Annotated in this window: 15 protein-coding genes; 5 read left to right on the top strand and 10 right to left on the bottom strand. The window is 64.5% G+C overall.

Going from position 1 to position 17555, the window contains the following annotated elements; translation table 11 throughout:
- The first annotated feature begins 11 nt into the window (after positions 1-11).
- Entirely contained in the window at positions 12-1430 is a 1419-nt protein-coding gene (iaaH, locus tag JQ592_RS29095) for an indoleacetamide hydrolase (RefSeq protein ID WP_211406208.1), read from the top strand.
- A 121-nt stretch (positions 1431-1551) separates the two neighbouring features.
- Here the strand turns inward: iaaH and JQ592_RS29090 are convergent, their stop codons facing one another.
- Positions 1552-2463, bottom strand: coding sequence for a LysR family transcriptional regulator (locus JQ592_RS29090; protein ID WP_211406207.1), 912 nt, complete (start codon positions 2461-2463; stop codon positions 1552-1554).
- 299 nt (positions 2464-2762) lie between these two features.
- Between JQ592_RS29090 and JQ592_RS29085 the strand changes: the two genes are divergently transcribed.
- The 3 genes from JQ592_RS29085 (at position 2763) to JQ592_RS29075 (ending at position 6163) form a co-directional block, all read left to right on the top strand.
- Positions 2763-3944 carry an HlyD family secretion protein gene (locus JQ592_RS29085; RefSeq protein ID WP_211406206.1) on the top strand — a complete coding sequence of 394 codons (1182 nt, stop codon included), beginning with the start codon at positions 2763-2765 and terminating at the stop codon, positions 3942-3944.
- 119 nt (positions 3945-4063) lie between these two features.
- On the top strand, positions 4064-5674 hold the full coding sequence (locus JQ592_RS29080) for an MDR family MFS transporter (RefSeq protein WP_211406205.1): 1611 nt from the start codon (positions 4064-4066) through the stop codon (positions 5672-5674).
- Positions 5675-5701: 27 nt separating this feature from the next.
- Positions 5702-6163, top strand: a complete 462-nt coding sequence (locus JQ592_RS29075) for a carboxymuconolactone decarboxylase family protein (RefSeq protein ID WP_211406204.1) — start codon at positions 5702-5704, stop codon at positions 6161-6163.
- Between the two features lie 138 nt (positions 6164-6301).
- Here JQ592_RS29075 and JQ592_RS29070 read toward each other — a convergent pair whose 3' ends face one another.
- The 6 genes from JQ592_RS29070 to JQ592_RS29045 all read right to left on the bottom strand — a co-directional run bounded on the left by JQ592_RS29070 (position 6302) and on the right by JQ592_RS29045 (position 12074).
- Positions 6302-7162, bottom strand: coding sequence for a D-amino-acid transaminase (locus JQ592_RS29070; RefSeq protein ID WP_211406203.1), 861 nt, complete (start codon positions 7160-7162; stop codon positions 6302-6304).
- Between the two features lie 183 nt (positions 7163-7345).
- Positions 7346-8077 (bottom strand): amino acid ABC transporter ATP-binding protein, encoded by a 732-nt coding sequence (locus JQ592_RS29065; RefSeq protein WP_018648485.1) that lies wholly within the window; start codon positions 8075-8077, stop codon positions 7346-7348.
- Between the two features lie 12 nt (positions 8078-8089).
- Positions 8090-8782 carry an amino acid ABC transporter permease gene (locus JQ592_RS29060; RefSeq protein ID WP_211406202.1) on the bottom strand — a complete coding sequence of 231 codons (693 nt, stop codon included), beginning with the start codon at positions 8780-8782 and terminating at the stop codon, positions 8090-8092.
- 4 nt (positions 8783-8786) lie between these two features.
- Positions 8787-9518, bottom strand: coding sequence for an amino acid ABC transporter permease (locus tag JQ592_RS29055; protein WP_211406201.1), 732 nt, complete (start codon positions 9516-9518; stop codon positions 8787-8789).
- 159 nt (positions 9519-9677) lie between these two features.
- On the bottom strand, positions 9678-10589 hold the full coding sequence (locus JQ592_RS29050; RefSeq protein ID WP_211406200.1) for an amino acid ABC transporter substrate-binding protein: 912 nt from the start codon (positions 10587-10589) through the stop codon (positions 9678-9680).
- A 99-nt stretch (positions 10590-10688) separates the two neighbouring features.
- On the bottom strand, positions 10689-12074 hold the full coding sequence (locus JQ592_RS29045) for a M20 family metallopeptidase (RefSeq protein WP_211406199.1): 1386 nt from the start codon (positions 12072-12074) through the stop codon (positions 10689-10691).
- 264 nt (positions 12075-12338) lie between these two features.
- Here JQ592_RS29045 and JQ592_RS29040 point away from each other — a divergent pair, with 264 nt between their 5' ends.
- Positions 12339-13718 (top strand): LLM class flavin-dependent oxidoreductase, encoded by a 1380-nt coding sequence (locus JQ592_RS29040; protein ID WP_211406198.1) that lies wholly within the window; start codon positions 12339-12341, stop codon positions 13716-13718.
- A 156-nt stretch (positions 13719-13874) separates the two neighbouring features.
- Here the strand turns inward: JQ592_RS29040 and JQ592_RS29035 are convergent, their stop codons facing one another.
- The 3 genes from JQ592_RS29035 to JQ592_RS29025 all read right to left on the bottom strand — a co-directional run bounded on the left by JQ592_RS29035 (position 13875) and on the right by JQ592_RS29025 (position 17495).
- A complete protein-coding gene (locus JQ592_RS29035) occupies positions 13875-15536 on the bottom strand; it encodes a thiamine pyrophosphate-binding protein (protein ID WP_211406197.1) in 1662 nt (553 codons plus the stop codon).
- Positions 15537-15642: 106 nt separating this feature from the next.
- Positions 15643-16146 (bottom strand): GFA family protein, encoded by a 504-nt coding sequence (locus JQ592_RS29030; RefSeq protein ID WP_211406196.1) that lies wholly within the window; start codon positions 16144-16146, stop codon positions 15643-15645.
- A 221-nt stretch (positions 16147-16367) separates the two neighbouring features.
- Positions 16368-17495 carry an alkene reductase gene (locus JQ592_RS29025; RefSeq protein ID WP_211406195.1) on the bottom strand — a complete coding sequence of 376 codons (1128 nt, stop codon included), beginning with the start codon at positions 17493-17495 and terminating at the stop codon, positions 16368-16370.
- Between the last annotated feature and the right edge of the window lie 60 nt (positions 17496-17555).

Below are 17555 nucleotides of genomic sequence, written 5' to 3'. Positions count from 1 at the left end.
GGTCACGCATCATGGATTTCGACCAGTTGACACTGACCGAGGCCGCGGCCGGCCTCAGCGCCGGGACAATCACAAGCACCGCGCTCACCCGGGAAGCCCTGGCCCGCGCCAAGGCCAATGCCGAGCTCAATGCCTTCGTCACGCTGGACGAAGCCGGTGCCTTGAAGGCCGCGGCAGCGTTCGACGCGACGGGTGATAAGACAAAATCGCTCGGCGGCGTGCCCATCGTGATCAAGGACAATATCGAGGTGGCCGGACTGCCTTGCAGCGCGGGTACCCCCGCGCTGAAGAATTACATTCCAAAGGCCGATGCGCCTGTCGTGGCGAAGCTGCGCGACGCGGGCGCGGTCATCATCGGCAAGACCAGCATGCACGAGCTCGCCTTCGGCATCTCCGGCTACAACACCGCATTCAAAACCGGCAGCGAGTTCGGCGTTCGCAACGCCTATGATCGCGCCCTGATCGCCGGCGGCTCCTCGTCGGGCACGGGCGCTGCGATCGGCGCGCGGATCGTCGCCGGCGGGCTCGGCACCGACACCGGCGGATCGGTGCGGGTCCCCGCCGCCCTGAACGGATGCGCCTCGCTGCGCCCCACCGTCGGCCGCTATCCGCAGGGCGGCATCGCGCCGATCTCGCACACCCGCGATACCGCAGGTCCGATGGCCGCAACCATGGCCGACGTCGCGCTGCTCGATCGCGTGATCGCGGGCGGCGATTCGATTGCGGCGGCGGATCTGACACAGGTCCGCGTCGGCATCGTGAAGGCGATGCTGGCCAATCTCGATGCCGACACCGAGGCCGCCTTCCATGCGGCAGTCGCGCAGATGAAAGCCCGGGGCATCGTCGTGGTCGAGATCGAGATGCCGCAACTGGCCGAGCTCGACGGCCAGGTCAGCTTTCCCATCGCGCTGTACGAGGCCTATGACGATCTGGTCGCCTATCTCAAGCTCACCGGCACCGGCCTCAGCATCGAGGCAGTGGCGAAGGAGATTGCCAGCGCCGACGTCAAGGGCACTTACGATGGCCTGGTGATCCCGCGCAAACTACCTGCCCCCGATGGCACGCTGGTCGACGCCAAGCCGATCTACGACGCCGCGATCAAAACTGCGCGTCCTGCGCTACAGGCGCTTTACAGCAAGACTTTTGCCGACAACCGGCTCGACGCGATCGCTTTCCCAACCACGCCGCGCGTTGCTATTCCCTCCAACCCCGAGTCCAGCAGCTTCGAGAATTTCGGCCTGTTCATCCAGAACACCGATCCCGGCAGCAATGCCGGCATTCCCGGCATCCAGATTCCGATTGCGCTCGGCGCCAGCAGCCAATTGCCGATCGGACTCGAGCTGGATGGCCCCGCGGGAAGCGATCGCCGCCTGCTCGCGATCGGCATGGCGCTCGACAGCGTGTTTGGGAGACTGCCGCCGCCGCGTTGACGGAATCGCAGGGTGGGCAAAGCGAAGCGTGCCCACCTCTTCTTCCGATTTCATGGAGAGATGGTGGGCACGGCGCAAGAGCGCCTTTGCCCACCCTACGGTCGTGCCGGCGCCGCGCCACTCACGAATACGGATTGATCAGCTTCTGCTGCTCGGCGCTGTGATGCACGATCATGTCGATGAAGGTCCTGACCTTCGCCGACAGATGATGGCGGTGCGGATAGACCGCGTTCATGGACAGCTCGACCGTCCGATATTCCGGCAACAGGCGCACGAGGCGGCCGGCTTCGAGGTCGTCCTGAATGAGAAACCCTGCCATCAGGCACACGGCAGCACCTTCCAGCGCGACCTTCCGCAGCGCCTCCCCGCTGTTGGTGACGAAGCTGCCGGAGATGCGCACCGAAGCCGGCGCGCCCTTGCGATCGAAAAAGCGCCATTCATCGCCAAACGGATAGTTGAGGTGACGACCGCAATTATGCGTGGTGAGCTCGTCGAGCTTCTGTACCCGGCCGTGCTTCTCGATGTAATCGTGGGAACAGCACAGCACATGACGCCAGGTGGCGAGGCTGCGCACGATCAGGCTCGAATCCGGCGGCGGGGTCATGCGCAGGGCAACGTCGTAGCCTTCCTCGATGAGATCGACATCGGCCTCGCCCATGCGCAGATCGATCTTGAGCTCCGGATAGGCCGACAGGAGCTTTGCGACCACCGGCGTCACGAACGGCACCATGTGGGTGGCGACGTGAATGCGCAGCGTGCCGCGGGGCACCGACTGCAATTCGCTCGCGATGTCGTCGGCCTGTTCGAGGTCGGCGAGGATCTGGACGCAGCGGTCGTAATAGGCCTTGCCGATCTCGGTCAGGTTGACCTTGCGCGTGGTGCGGTGAAGCAGCCTGACCCCGAGCCGGTCTTCCAGCGCCTGCACGTGATTGCTCACCATGGTGGTCGACATGTTGAGCTTGCGGGCTGCTGCGGAGAAGCCGCCGGTCTCGACCACCCGGCTGAACACTTCGAGGCTGGTCAATCGATCCATGGCCGCCTGATTATCCGCTCTTGATCGACAATCGCGAGACATTCGTCCCGGATCATCAGTTCGCACACATAGCTCGCCCCGCCTGCAGCTTCGCCTGCAAGACGACGCGCGCCTCAGCAGCAATCGCGCGACAGAGGCGGCAATCGCTCTGGGGCAGTCGCGGCTCTGGCCCGGTAGACATCACGAACGGGGCGACGGCTCCGATTATCCACCATCAATGGATAATCCTTCCGAGGTTTTGTCAATTATCACCGGGGCCGGCAAGGCCGATAGTCTCAGCGAGCCGACAGGAGACCGCAATGTCCGAGATGCCCCGCACCGAGACCTTCCAGCAAGCAACTGAAATCACTCGTGATTATCCCAAGGCGCCGCCCGCCGTTCCGGCCCGGAACATGGTCCGGCGCGCCGCCTTGGTGCTCGCCCTCCTCGCAGGCACGGCAACCATGGCCTACTACGGCCACGACTACTGGACCTACGGCCGCTACCTCGAGACCACCGACGATGCCTATGTGAAGGCGGACTCCACGATCATCGCGCCAAAAGTCTCCGGCTATATCGCCAAGGTGCTGGTCGGCGACAACGAGAAGGTCAAGGCTGGCCAGGTTCTTGCCAGGATCGACGACCGCGACTTCAAGGCGGCGCTGGATCAGGCCCGTGCCGACGTCGCGGCCGGCGAAGCCTCGGTGCGCAACATCGATGCTCAACTCGAACTACAACAGCCGGTCATCGAACAGAGCACTGCCGATGTCGCGGCTGCGGACGCCAATCTGAAATTCGCGCAGGAGGAGCGCGCCCGCTACGACGACCTCATGAAGTCGGGCTCCGGCACGATCCAGCGCGCACAGCAGACCGATGCGGCGCTGCGCGCCAGCAATGCGCAATTGCAGCACGCGAAGTCGGGCCTGATCGCCGCACAGCGCAAGGTCGACGTGCTCACCACCCAGCGCGCCCAGGCCACGGCCCAGCTCGAGCGTGCCCGCGCGGTCGCGCAGCAGGCGGCGCTGAACCTGTCCTATACCGAGATCACCGCGCCGGTGGACGGCACGGTCGGCGCCCGCAGCCTGCGGGTCGGCCAGTATGTGCAGGCCGGCACGCAATTGATGGCGGTGGTGCCGCTCGATGCGGTCTATGTCGTTGCGAACTTCAAGGAGACGCAGCTGACACATGTGCGTCCCGGCCAGCCGGTTGAGCTGCACGTCGACAGTTTTCGCAATCGCACGCTGCGCGGTCATGTCGACAGCCTGTCACCGGCCAGCGGGCTCGAATTCGCACTGCTGCCGCCCGACAATGCCACCGGCAATTTCACCAAGATCGTGCAGCGCGTGCCGGTGAAGATCGTGCTCGACGACCACAGCCTCACCGGCCTGCTGCGCCCCGGCATGTCGGCGGTGCCGACCGTCGACACGAAGGCGACGGTGCTGGCCGAACGCGAGACGGCCAAGCGTCTGGCAGACAACATGTCCCGTCCGAACGGCGGCTGAAGGCAAGGAAGGCTCCGGTGGGATTGTCAAATCCTGCCGGATGATCCTTCCAGGACTTCCTCGATTATCGAAACCGTCCGCCCAGTACATCCTGTCTCCGTATCCGAGACGAGGCTTCCATGAGCACGCTTCAACCCACCCTCAACGCCGTATCCGCCGCCAACATTCCCGCGCCCGCCGCAGCACCGGCGGTGTCCGCCAAAACCTGGATCGCGGTGATCGGCGCGACGCTCGGCGCCTTCATGGCGGTGCTGAACATCCAGATCGTCAACGCCTCGCTCGCGGACATCCAGGGCGCGATCGGCGCCGGCATCGACGACGGCGGCTGGATCTCGACCTCCTATCTGATCGCCGAGATCGTGGTGATCCCGCTGTCGGGCTGGCTCGCGCAGGTGTTCTCGATCCGCATCTATCTGCTCACCAATGCGGTCCTGTTCCTGGTTCTGTCGGCCGCCTGCGCGCTGGCGCAGGATCTGCCGCAGATGATCGTGCTGCGCGCGGTGCAGGGTTTTACCGGCGGCGTGCTGATCCCGATGGCGTTCACACTGATCATCACGCTGCTGCCGCGCGCAAAACAGCCGGTCGGACTTGCGCTGTTCGCGCTGTCGGCGACGTTCGCGCCCGCGATCGGTCCGACCATCGGCGGCTATCTCACCGAGAATTTCGGCTGGCAGTACATCTTCTACGTCAACCTCGTGCCCGGCGCGATCATGGTCGGCATGCTCTGGTACGCGCTCGAGGCAAAGCCCATGAAGCTCGCGCTGCTCCGCGAGGGCGACTGGGCCGGCATCATCACCATGGCGATCGGGCTGTCGGCGCTGCAGACCGTGCTGGAGGAAGGCAACAAGGACGACTGGTTCGGTTCGCCCTTCATCGTCAAGCTGTCGATCATCGCCGCAATGGCGCTGACAGCCTTCCTGATCATCGAGCTCACCGTGAAGAAGCCGCTGCTCAATCTGCGCCTGCTGGTCCGCCGCAATTTCGGCTTCGGCATGCTGGCGAACTTCCTGCTCGGCATCGCGCTGTACGGTTCGGTGTTCATCATGCCGCAATATCTGTCGCGCATCCAGGGTTACAACGCCGAGCAGATCGGCACGGTGCTGGCCTGGACCGGGCTGCCGCAGCTCCTGCTGATCCCGCTGGTGCCGCGCCTGATGCAGAAATTCGACGCGCGGATCATCATCGGCATCGGCTTCGTGCTGTTTGCGGCGTCGAACTTCATGAACATCTACATGACCAACGACTACGCCGCTGACCAGCTGCTGTGGCCCAACGTCGTTCGCGCCGTCGGCCAGGCGCTGGTGATGGCACCATTGTCAGCGGTCGCAACGGCCGGCATCGAGGCGGAGAACGCCGGCTCGGCCTCCGGCCTGTTCAACATGATGCGCAATCTCGGCGGCGCCGTCGGCATTGCGCTGTTGCAAACCGTGCTGACCAAGCGCGAGCAGTATCACTCCAACGTGCTGATGCAGTCGGTCTCCGTGTTCGAGCAGGCCACGCGCACGCGGCTGGAACAGCTCACGCAATATTTCGTCAATCACGGCATCCTCGACCGTGCGGACGCCTCGCATCGCGCCTATGTTGCGATCGGCCATGTCGTGCAGAAGCAGGCCTATATCTTCGCCTTCAGCGACACCTTCTATCTGCTCGGCATGGCGCTGATCGTCGCTCTGATCGCCGTATTCTTTCTGAAGAAGCCCGGCCAGACCTCGGCTGGCGGAGCCCACTGATCCCAACCGGAGCAAAGGAGAACGACCATGAAGCCCCGCATGAACTACTACCAGGCCGCGCCCGATACGATCAAAGCACTGATGGCGCTCGAAGAGCAGATCCAGTCGACGGGCCTGGAAAAATCGCTGATCGAGCTGGTCAAGATCCGCGCGTCGCAGATCAACGGCTGCGCCTTCTGCATCAACATGCACACCGAGGACGCCCGCAAGCGCGGCGAGACCGAGCAGCGCATCTACCTGCTCAATGCCTGGCGCGAATCCCCGCTCTATTCCGACCGCGAGCGCGCCGCGCTGGCCTGGACGGAAGCGGTGACGCTGATCTCAGAGACGCATGCGCCTGACGACGTCTACGAACAGGTTCGCGCGCAGTTCTCCGACGCGGACACGGTGAACCTGACCATGCTGATCGGGGCCATCAATGCCTGGAACAGGATCGCGATCGCGTTCCGCGCCGTGCATCCGGTGAAGGTGAAGGCGTCGGTGGCGTGAGGGGACGGCGCGCGCCTCAGCACAAGTCCCGTAGGGTGGGCAAAGGCGCACTTGCGCCGTGCCCACCACCTTTCCATGAATTCAACGGAAGGTGGGCACGCTTCGCTTTGCCCACCCTACGATAGCGGAGCGTACCGCCTAAACCGCCGTCGCCTTGGCGAACTCCACATAGATCTCGCGCAGCCGGGTCGCCATCGGGCCGGGCTTGCCGTCGCCGATGGTCTTGCCGTCGATTGCGATCACCGGCTGCACGAAGGAGGATGCGCTGGTGATGAACGCTTCCTTGGCAGCGAGCGCCTCGGCGACTGTGAAGGAACGTTCCTCGACACGGAGCTGGCGCTCCTCGGCAAGCGCGATCACCGCCTTGCGGGTGCAGCCCGGCAGGATCGCGTTGGAGTTTTTGCGGGTGACGATGACGTCGTCCTTGGTGAGGATGAACGCCGACGACGAGCCGCCCTCGGTGACGTAGCCGTCCTGCAGCATCCAGGCTTCGCCCGCGCCGGCTTCGGCCGCGGCCTGCTTCGCCAGCACCTGCGCCAGCAGCGCGACGCTCTTGATGTCGCGGCGCTCCCAGCGGATGTCGGGCACCGTGATCACGTTGATGCCGGTCTTTGCCACGGGAGCGTTGATGATGTCCTTCTCCGAAGTGAACATCACCAGGCTCGACTTGACGTCCCCCTTGGGAAACGGGAAGTCGCGGCCCTTGTCGGCGCCGCGCGTGACCTGGAGATAGACGAGGCCGCTCACGACCTTGTTGCGCGCGATCAGCTCCTTCTGGATCTCCGTGATGCGCTCGATCGTCTCCGGCAGCCTCAAGCTGATCTCGCCGACCGACCGCTCCAGCCGCGCCAGGTGCGAAGCGTTGTCGACCAGCTTGCCGTCCAGCACCGCCGAGACCTCGTAGATGCCGTCGGCGAACAGGAAGCCGCGATCGAGGACCGAGATTTTGGCTTCCGAGAGCGGGACGAATGAGCCGTTGACATAGGCGAGCGGGTCCAAGGCAGGTCTCCTGGGAGGAAAAGGGGGGAATTGGCAATCGGTATAGGAGATTTGGCGGGCCCGATAAACCCTACTCTTCGTCATCCCGGGGCGCGCGTAGCGCGAGCCCGGGATCCATACTCCCGATGGTGGTTATGGATTCCGGGCTCGCGACTGCGTCGCGCCCCGGAATGACGGAGAAAGTTAATGCGACAATATCTTCGACAAGAACTTCTGCGCGCGGTCGCTGCGGGGCTTGCCGAAGAAGTCGTCCTTCGGGGCGTCCTCGACGATCTCGCCGCGGTCCATGAAGATGACGCGGTTGGCGACCTTGCGGGCGAAGCCCATCTCGTGGGTGACGACCATCATGGTCATGCCCTCGCGGGCGAGGTCGACCATGACGTCGAGCACCTCGCTGACCATCTCAGGATCGAGCGCCGAGGTCGGCTCGTCGAACAGCATGACGATCGGATCCATCGCGAGCGCGCGTGCAATGGCAACGCGCTGCTGCTGGCCGCCGGAGAGCTGCGCCGGAAACTTCTGCGCCTGCTCCTTCAGGCCGACGCGCTCCAAGAGCTGCATGCCCTTGGTAACCGACTTGTCGTGGCCCCGGCCCAGCACCTTCTCCTGCGCGAGGCAGAGATTGTCGATGATCTTGAGGTGCGGGAACAGCTCGAAGTGCTGGAACACCATGCCGACGCGCGAGCGCAGCTTCGGCAGATTGGTCTTGGGATCGTTGACCTTGGTGCCGTCGACCGAGATGTCGCCGCTCTGGAACGGCTCCAGCGCGTTGACGCATTTGATCAGCGTCGACTTGCCCGAGCCCGAGGGGCCGCAGACCACGACGACCTCGCCCTTGGTGACGCTGGTGGTACAGTCGGTCAGCACCTGGAAGGTGGGGCTGTACCATTTGTTGACGTGGCTGATTTCGATCATGACCGACACACTCTAGCGAATGATGGCGATGCGCGACTGCAGACGGCGAACGCCGAAGGACGCGATACAGGAAATGGTGAAGTAGACGACGGCGGCGAACAGGTACATTTCGACGAGACGCCCGTCGCGCTGCGCGACTTTGCTGGCTGCGCCCAGGAAGTCCGGGATCGACAGCACGTAGACCAGCGAGGTGTCCTGGAACAACACGATGGTCTGGGTCAGCAGCACGGGCAGCATGTTGCGGAACGCCTGCGGCAGCACGACGTAGCGCATGGTCTGGGCGTAGCTCAGTCCCAGCGCGCTGGCCGCGGCCGGCTGGCCGCGCGAGATCGACTGGATGCCGGCGCGCATGATCTCGGAGAAATACGCCGCCTCGAACATGATGAAGGTGATGAGCGAGGACGCGAACGCGCCGACGCTGATCGGGCGCGAGGCGCCGGTCACCCACTGCCCGATATAGGGCACCAGGAAGTAGAACCAGAAGATCACCAGCACCAGCGGCAGCGAGCGCATGAAGTCGACATAGAGGCCGGCGATGCGCCCGAGGGTCTTGTAGCCGGACAGCCGCATTAGCGCGATCGCCGTGCCGAAGATCAGGCCGCCGAGCGCGGCGAGCCCGGTCAGCGTCAGCGTGAAGGTCATGCCCTCGTAGAACAGGTAGGGCAGCGACCGGCGGATGACGTCGAAATCGAAACTCCCGAGCATGGCGCTATTTCCCCGTGATGTAGCCGGGGATCGCGACGTAGCGCTCGAGGAAGCGCATCGCGGTCACGACGACGGCGTTGACGAGGAGATAGAGGATGGTCGCGGCCGTGAAGGCCTCGAACACCTGGAACGAGAATTCCTGCATCGAGCGCGCCTGTCCGGTCAGCTCGATCAGGCCGATGGTGATGGCGACCGCCGTGTTCTTGATGGTGTTGAGGAACTCGGAGGTCAGCGGCGGCAGGATAATGCGGAACGCCATCGGCAGCAGCACGTAGCGGTAGCCCTGCACGGTGGTGAGCCCGAGCGCGGTCGCGGCCATCTTCTGCCCGCGCGGCAGCGAACCGATACCCGCCTGCAGCTGCACGGCAACGCGCGCCGACATGAAGAAGCCGACGCCGATCGCCGCCGTCCAGAACGGCGCGTTCGGCAATTGCTTCAGCCACAGGCCGGCGGCCCTCGGCAGCAATTCCGGCAGCACGAAGAACCACAGGAAGAGCTGCACCAGCAGCGGCATGTTGCGGAAGAACTCGACCCAGCAGAAGCCGAACCAGTAGGCGCCCCGCGACGGCAGCGTGCGCATGACGCCGACGATCGAGCCGAAGACCAGCGCGATGATCCAGGCGAGCAGCGCCGTCTTGATGGTCAGCACCAGTCCCGACAGCAGCATGTCGAGATAGGTGCCGGTCCCCATCGGGTTCGGCTCGAAGAAAATTCCCCAGTTCCAGTGGTAGTTCACGTGTCCCCCGCGCGAACGCGCCCATCATGGTTGTCCGGGCGCCTATGCAAATCTCCGGCCACCCCCTCCAGAGTGGCTGGAATTTCTTCCCTCTCCCCGCTTGCGGGGAGAGGGCTAGGGTGGGCCTCTCCCCGCAAGCGGGGAGAGGTGAACAGCATCTTACTTATAATCGTCCGGGTTCGGCGAGTCCGTCGGCTTGGCGAACTCGTTCTTCAGCTCGGCCGAGATTGGCGTGTTCAGGTTCAGCCCCTTCGGCGGGATCTTGGTCGTGAACCACTTGGCGTAGATCTTCTCGCCTTCGCCGGAGGTATAGACCGCAGCGGTTGCCGCATCGACCACCTTCTTGAACGGCGCGTCGTCCTTGCGCAGCATGATGCCGTAGGGCTCGGGCTTGGAGAACGCGTCCTTGGAGATCGCATAGTCATCCGGCGACTTCGAGCCGGCGACGAGGCTGGCGAGCAGGATGTCGTCCATGACGAAGGCGACCGCGCGGTCGGTCTCGACCATCAGGAAGGCTTCGGCGTGATCCTTGGCCGGGATGATGTTGGCGCCGAGGCCCTTGGCGACGTTGGCTTCGGTGAGCTGCTTGATGTTGGTGGTGCCGGCGGTCGAGACCACCGTCTTGCCCTTGAGGTCGTCGATCGACTTGATGCCGCTCGACTTCTTGAAGACGTACCGGCTGGCGGTCAGGAAGTGGGTGTTGGTGAAGGCGACCTGCTTCTGGCGCTCGGCATTGTTGGTGGTCGAGCCGCATTCGAGGTCGATGGTGCCGTTGGCCATCAGCGGGATGCGCGTCGCGGAGGTCACCGGGTTGAGCTTGACCTCAAGCTTGTCGAGCTTGAGCTCCTTCTTCACGGCGTCGACGATCTTGTAGCAGATGTCCATCGCGAACCCGACCGGCTTCTGGTTGTCGTCCAGATAGGAGAACGGGATCGAGGAGTCGCGGAAGCCCAGCGTGATGGCGCCGGTGTCCTTGATGTTCTTCAGCGTGCCGGTCAGCTCCTGGGCCCCGGCCTGGCTGACGGCGAAGGTCGCGGCGAGCGCGAGCCCGATGCTACGGAAATGTTTCACTTTTTTCTTCCCCTTTCAGGATGATGCGGCCGGATGCAAGCACAAATCAGGCCGGATTAGAATGTGACTTTCGGCTGGATTGCGGGCCAGGTTAATGGCTCAGCCGAGTGGCTTGGGCAATTCCCCGAGATCCCAGAACAGCCCGGCCATGACCGTCAAGGCCTCTTCGGTCAAAGGCAGCAGGATGTGCTCATTGGGCGCATGCTGGGAGCAGCCGGGATAGGAGTGCGGGACCCAGATCGTCGGCAGGCCCAGGATCTCGGAAAACACGTCGTTGGGCAGCGAGCCGCCGAAATTCGGCAAAACCGCCGGCGCCTTGCCGGTGGTCGCCAGCACCGAATCCGCGGCCCATTTGATCCAGGGACTGTCGAAATTGGTGCGCGATGCAGCAAAACTCTGCGCCGCCCGCACCTCGACCATCGGAAAGCCCTTTGCGATCAGGTGCGCACGGATGGCGTCGATCAGGCCGTCGATCTTCGTGCCGACCACGAAACGCAGTTGCAGCACAGCATTGGCATGGCCGGGAATGGCGTTGGCCGGCTTCTCGATATTGCCCGAGGACATCGCCAGCACTTCGAGCGTGTTCCAGGCATAGAGCCGCTCGGCCGCCGACAATCCCTCCTCGCCCCAGTTCTCCGCAAGCGCCGGCTCGTCCGCGGTCGGCACCACCTCGACGTCGGCAAGATAGCTGCGGATCTGATTGGTGAGCCGCGGCGGCTTCAGGGCCTCGAGTTGCAGGCGGCCGTGACCGTCGACCAGCGTCGAGATCGCGTTGACCAGGATGGTTGCTGGGTTGGCGAGCACGCCGCCCCAATTACCGGAGTGGTGCCCGCCATCGCGCAGGTTCACGTCGAGGTGGATGCGGATGCCGCCGCGGCAACCCAGGAACAATGTCGGACGGTCGGCGGACAAGCGCGGCCCGTCGGAGGCCATGAACAAATCGGCCTTCAGCGCGTCGCGATTGAGATCGCAGACCTTGCCGAGATCGGGCGAGCCGATCTCCTCGCCCATCTCGACAATGAACTTGGCATTGAAGCCGAGCTTGCCGCCGCGGGCGTCGCGCACCGCACGGAGCGCTGCCATGTTGATGCTGTGCTGGCCCTTGTTGTCGGCGGTGCCGCGGCCATAGAGCCGCGTCCCCGAAACCGTCGTGCGCCAGGGATCGCGCCCCTCGCGCCACTCGCCTTCCATGCCGTCGACGACGTCACCATGGCCGTAGACCAGCACGGTCGGCGCAGACGCGCTCTCGTGATGCTCGGCGAACAGGAACGGTGCCTTGCCGCTGGGGGATTCGACGATGCGGCTGGTGAAGTCGAGCGCGGCGAACGCCGGTTGCATCTCCTGTTCCAGATAGGCGCGCAGCTCAGTGCCACGCGACGGATTCTGGCTCTCGGTCTTGTAGGCGACGCGGCGGTCGAGTTCAGCGAGGAACGCGCCGGATCTGAAATCGTCGCGGGCGCGGGCGATGGCGTCGGCTCTGGTCATTGCTTTCATTTTCAAGGTTTCGATGCGGGCGAACGTAGCGGGCTACATAGGCCGTCGAAAGTGGCGGGGACTTGGACAGTTCTTTTAGTTCTCTTGTAGTTCTCTTGGGATTTCGTTCTTGCTCTCTTGAGATTGGCTTGCCAAGCGCGACAGCGCTGCTGATTTTGACCTTGCCAACACCCCAACATATGCAAGAACTTCGCCAGATTGGGGCGCACATCTATCATTCGAAGAGCGCTCAGTACAGGGCGCCGGGGTACCAGCATGGCCAAAGAGATCAGGCTCAACGCTTTTGCGATGAATTGCGTCGCACACCAGTCACCGGGCCTTTGGACCCATCCGCGCGACCGCACCGCCGAGTATAACCGCCTGCCCTACTGGATTGATCTCGCCAGGACGCTGGAGCGCGGCCGTTTCGACGGGTTGTTCCTGGCCGACGTGCTCGGCGTCTACGACGTCTATGGCAATAGTCCTGACGCAGCCTTGCGCAATGCAGCGCAGACGCCGTCGAACGAGCCGCTGCTGCTGCTGTCGGCGATGGCCGCGGTGACGAAAGATCTGGGCTTCGGCGTCACCAGCAATCTGTCGTTCGAGCCGCCCTACCCGTTCGCGCGGCGGATGTCGACGCTGGATCATCTCACCGAGGGGCGGATCGGCTGGAACGTCGTCACCGGCTATCTCGACAGCGCCGCGCGCGGTGCCGGCAAGGACAAGCAGACCGGACACGACGACCGCTACGACATCGCCGATGAATATATGGAGGTCGTCTACAAGCTCTGGGAAGGCAGCTGGGAAGACGACGCCGTGCTGCGCGACCGGGCGCGCGGCATCTTCACCGATCCCGCAAAAGTTCACCGCGTCAATCATGAGGGCGCGAACTACCGCATCAACAGCACCATTCACCTCAGCGAGCCGTCGCCGCAGCGCACGCCCGTGCTGTACCAGGCCGGCACCTCGCCGCGCGGCCGCCAGTTCGCAGCCCGCCACGCCGAATGCGTGTTCATGTCGGGGCCGTCAGCCAAGGTGATCGCGCCGCGCGTCTCCGCGATCCGCCAGGAGGCCGCCGCGCTCGGCCGCAACCCGGCCGAGATCCTGATGTTCTCGATGATGACGATCATCCTTGGACGGACAGAAGCCGAGGCGAAAGAGAAATACGCCGACTATCGCCGCCATATCAGCCCCGAAGGCGCGCTGGCGCTGATGTCAGGTTGGACCGGCGTCGACTTCTCCGGCTATGACCTCGACCAGCAGGTGCGTCACGTCCAGAACGACGCCGGCCGCAGCGCGATGGACAACGTCACCCGCGCCGATCCCGATCGGGTCTGGACCGTGCGCGACGTCATCGAGCATGTCGGCATCGGCGGCGCGGGGCCGGTCGTTGTGGGAACGCCCGAGGTGGTGGCGGATAAGATCGAGCAATGGTGCGAGGTGACCGACGTCGACGGCCTCAACGTCGCGTTCGCGATCTCGCCCGGCGATTTCGAGGACATCGCCGACATGCTGGTGCCGGAGCTGACCCGGCGCGGGCGGTACAAGAGCGAGTATGCCAAGGGCACGCTGCGGGAGAAGCTGTTCGGCGGCGGCCGGGCGCGGTTAGGTGCGCCGCATCCGGCGGCGGGGTATCGGGTGGGGAAGAAGGGGTAGCTGCCCCGGTGTCGTCCTGGCGAAAGCCAGGACCCATTACCCCAGGGAGAAGTTTGGCGAAGACTGGCGGTTTGGGATTGGCATCGCCCGCACTCGATAGATCACGCGGTATGGGTCCCGGCTTTCGCCAGGACGACGATGTGGAGGCAGCCTGCCCTACACCTTCCCGTCCACCATCACCTCGATCAGCTTGGTCCCCGGCCGATTGAACGCCGATGCCAGCGTCGCCTTCAGTTCGCTGACATCGCTGACCTTGATCGCCTCGCAGCCGAGCGCCTTGGCGACGCCGGCAAAATCCACGGGCGGATCGACAAAATCCATGCCGACGTAATTGTCATCGCCGTGGAAGGCGAGCAGGCGCTGCTTGATGATGCGGTAGCCGCCATTGTTGGCGATGACGACGTTGAGCGGCAGCTTGTGATGCGCCGCGGTCCATAGCGACTGGATCGAATACATCGCGCTGCCGTCGCCGGAGAAGCACACCACGGGGCGATCCGGATTGGCGATGCTGACGCCGACGGAGGCCGGCAGGCCCCAGCCGATGCCGCCCGAGGCAAGGCCGTGGTAGCCGTAGCGGTCGCGATGCGGGCGCAGGTTGGTGATCTGGCGGCTGGAGGTGAGACCTTCGTCGACGAGGATAGCGTTATCGGGCATCGCCTCGACCATTTGCAGCACCAGGAAGTCGGGATCGATGGGGTTGCGGCCCGCACTCTTGCCGATCTGCTCGACCAGCGCGGCGCGCCGCGCGCTCCAGTTCTTCGGCGCGAGCTCGGCGAGGCGCTGTTTCGCGCGGCTCGCCAGTGTCGCGCCGCCCATCTCCTTCAGCACCGGGATCAGCGCGCGCAGCGTTTCCTTCAGATCCGCCATCAGCGCGATCTCCGCACCGTAGTTCTTGGCGATCTCCCAATCGACGAGACCTATCTGCACGATACCGAGTCCGTCAGGCAGCGCGTCGACTTCGCTATAGACCGACATCCGCAAGGGATCGCCACCCAGTGCGATCAGCAGATCGTAAGGCGCCAGCGTATCGCGCGCCGCCTTCTGCACGCGCGCGAGCGTGCCGACGAAGCTCGGGCTTTCGGAGAGGAAGTGCGCACCATAGGGCGTCGAGGACTGATAGGCGGCGGCGCCGAGCAGCTCGGCCAGTTCAGCAGCCTCGTTCAGCGCATCGCTCTTGACGACCTCATCCATGGTGACGATCGCGGGGCGCTCGGCCTTGAGCAGCCGTGCGGCAAACGCCCGCAACGCTTCATCCGACGGCCTAGTGCGTGCATCGATGCGGGTGGAGCGGCCGAGATCGATTCCGGCCTCGCTGTTGAGGATGTCGCCGGGCAGCGAGATGAATACCGGTCCGGTCGGCGGCGTCATCGCGACCTTGGCGGCGCGGCGCACGATGCGCGGCAGATCCTCCAGCCGCGTCACCTCGACCGCCCATTTCACCAGCGGCTCGGCCATGCGCACCAAGGGGCCATAGAGCACCGGCTCCATCAGTCCATGGCCCTGCTCCTGCTGGCCCGCGGTCAGGATCATGGGCGTGCCCGTGAACTGCGCGTTGTAGAGCGAGCCCATGGCATTACCTAGGCCGGGCGCGACGTGAACGTTGCAGGCGACGAGCTTTCCCGAGGCGCGGCTGTAGCCATCGGCGATCGCGACCACCAGGCTCTCCTGCATCGCCATCACATAGGTGAGATCGGGATGATCCTTCAGCGCATGCATGATCGGCAACTCGGTGGTGCCGGGATTGCCGAACAGATGCGTGATGCCCTCGTCCTTGAGCAGCGCGAGAAAGGCGGAGCGGCCGGTGATCTTGTTCTTCATGTTTCCTCCAGGAGCGGACGTTGCCGCAAGGACCGGAGCATGATGGCCGAAGTCGCGGGAGCCGCGCAAGGAAGCGCGGTCATGGCTGCGTTGCGCGGGAGCGGAGCTACATCTCCTCGCGTCCCAGCTCGAACGGGTCCTCGCCGCTTCCGCGCTTCTTCTTTTTCGAGCGCTGCCAGACCACGCCGGGAAAGCCCTTCAGCGGCACGAGGGGCTCACCCGTATAGGCCCATTCCTGCAGCTCCTCGATCGCGATGTGATAGAGCGGCTGGCGGCCGGTTCGTTCCCTGAACAGCGCGCGCGGGATGTTGACCATGTGCGGCCCGCGCGGGCGTTCGTACATGATCGGCGTGCCGCAATGCGAGCAGAAGCTGCGTGCGGTCTTCGTCGTCTTGTCCTCGTAGCGGGTCAGCGCAGTCTTGCCGGAGGTGATGCGAAAGCGCTTCTTCCAGCTGCCGATATAGGTCGCGTAAGCCGCGCCGTGGGCGCGACGGCTGGCGGCGGAGTGATCATGCCACGCCCAGCGCGCCGGCACGTCGATCTCGAAGGTGACCTTGCCGCAGAGGCACTGGCCGGTGGCTGTTCCTGCGGCGGCTGCGGCTTTGGCCATGATGCTTCCCCTTCGTCATTGCGAGCGCAGCGAAGCAATCCAGAGTACCTCAGCGGAGAGAGGCTGGATTGCTTCGCTGCGCTCGCAATGACGGAATTTGTGGTGGCGGTCGAAGCCACACAAGAGCCCCGTAGCCCGGATGAGCGAAGCGACATCCGGGAAGATCGGAGTTCAGGCGACGGGTCCCGGATAGCGCTCCGCTCATCCGGGCTACGGCAGCGTCACGCCGGCGTCAGCTCGTCATAGACTGGATAGTCTGTATACCCCTTCTCCTCACCGCCATAGAACGTCGCGCGGTTGTACGGCGTGATCGGATAGTCATGCTCCAGGCGCCGCGGCAGGTCCGGGTTGGAGATGAAGATGCGGCCGAAGGCGATGATGTCGGCATGGCCATCGGCGATCGCCGAGTTCGCAGTCTCGCCGGTAAAGCCACCGGCGGTCATCAGCACGCCGCTGTAAAGCGGGCGGAACAGCACCATGGCGGAGGGCACGTTCTCCCAGTGGACGTCGGCGCGGCCGGCGCCGCTGGAGCGCGGCTCGATGAAATGCAGATAGGCCAGACCCAGCTTGTCGAGCGCCTTCACCACATGCGTATAGAGCGGCATCGGATCGGGCTCGCCGGAATCATTGGCGATGCCGTGCGGCGACAGCCGCACGGCGACGCGGTTCGCACCCCAGACGTCGATCGCGGCCTGCGTGACCTCGAGCAGCAGCCGCGCGCGGTTCTCGATGGAGCCGCCATATTGATCGGTGCGCTGGTTGCTGCGCGACTGCAGGAACTGCTCGAGCAGATAGCCGTTGGCACCGTGGATCTCGACGCCGTCGAAGCCGGCGGCCAGCGCGTTCTTCGCGCCCTGCCGGAACGCCTCGACGATGCCCTTCACCTCCTCCGTCTCCAGCGCGCGCGGCGTCTCATAGTCAGAAATCTTGCCGTCGGCAGTCATCGCCTTCATGCCTTCGGCCTTGATCGCGATCGCCGAGGCCGAGACCGGCAACTCGCCGCCGTGGAAGGAGGAATGCGAGACGCGGCCGACATGCCAGAGCTGAAGGAAGATGATGCCGCCCTTGGCGTGCACGGCATCAACCACCTTGCGCCAGCCGGCAATCTGCCCCTCCGAATAGATGCCCGGCGTCGCCGGGTTGCCGCGGCCATGCGAGAGCACCGGCGAGGCTTCGGCGATGATCAGGCCGCCCTTCGTGGCGCGCTGGCCGTAATATTCGGCATTGAGCGGGCGCGGCGAAAAGCTCTCCCGCTCGGCCCGCATGCGCGTCAACGGCGCCATCGCGACGCGATGCGCGAGCTTGTACGGACCGACCTGCAACGGTCTAAACAACGCCTCGAATTTCATGCGGACCCCGATGTCTATGAAAGGATGCGGATCATATAGCGAGGGGCGGCTCCTCGAAAA

The organism is Bradyrhizobium iriomotense (assembly GCF_018129405.1).
GTDB lineage: Bacteria > Pseudomonadota > Alphaproteobacteria > Rhizobiales > Xanthobacteraceae > Bradyrhizobium > Bradyrhizobium iriomotense_B.
This window is presented reverse-complemented; position numbering and strand designations above follow the sequence as displayed.

Excerpts from the sequence above, each read along its gene's own strand:
- JQ592_RS29085 (WP_211406206.1), top strand. The coding sequence starts at position 2,763 with ATGTCCGAGATGCCCCGCACCGAGACCTTCCAGCAAGCAACTGAAATC.
- JQ592_RS29030 (WP_211406196.1), bottom strand. The coding sequence starts at position 16,146 with ATGGCCAAAGCCGCAGCCGCCGCAGGAACAGCCACCGGCCAGTGCCTC.
- iaaH (WP_211406208.1), top strand. The coding sequence starts at position 12 with ATGGATTTCGACCAGTTGACACTGACCGAGGCCGCGGCCGGCCTCAGC.
- JQ592_RS29065 (WP_018648485.1), bottom strand. The coding sequence starts at position 8,077 with ATGATCGAAATCAGCCACGTCAACAAATGGTACAGCCCCACCTTCCAG.
- JQ592_RS29045 (WP_211406199.1), bottom strand. The coding sequence starts at position 12,074 with ATGACCAGAGCCGACGCCATCGCCCGCGCCCGCGACGATTTCAGATCC.
- JQ592_RS29080 (WP_211406205.1), top strand. The coding sequence starts at position 4,064 with ATGAGCACGCTTCAACCCACCCTCAACGCCGTATCCGCCGCCAACATT.
- JQ592_RS29035 (WP_211406197.1), bottom strand. The coding sequence starts at position 15,536 with ATGAAGAACAAGATCACCGGCCGCTCCGCCTTTCTCGCGCTGCTCAAG.
- JQ592_RS29025 (WP_211406195.1), bottom strand. The coding sequence starts at position 17,495 with ATGAAATTCGAGGCGTTGTTTAGACCGTTGCAGGTCGGTCCGTACAAG.
- JQ592_RS29075 (WP_211406204.1), top strand. The coding sequence starts at position 5,702 with ATGAAGCCCCGCATGAACTACTACCAGGCCGCGCCCGATACGATCAAA.
- JQ592_RS29040 (WP_211406198.1), top strand. The coding sequence starts at position 12,339 with ATGGCCAAAGAGATCAGGCTCAACGCTTTTGCGATGAATTGCGTCGCA.
- JQ592_RS29060 (WP_211406202.1), bottom strand. The coding sequence starts at position 8,782 with ATGCTCGGGAGTTTCGATTTCGACGTCATCCGCCGGTCGCTGCCCTAC.
- JQ592_RS29090 (WP_211406207.1), bottom strand. The coding sequence starts at position 2,463 with ATGGATCGATTGACCAGCCTCGAAGTGTTCAGCCGGGTGGTCGAGACC.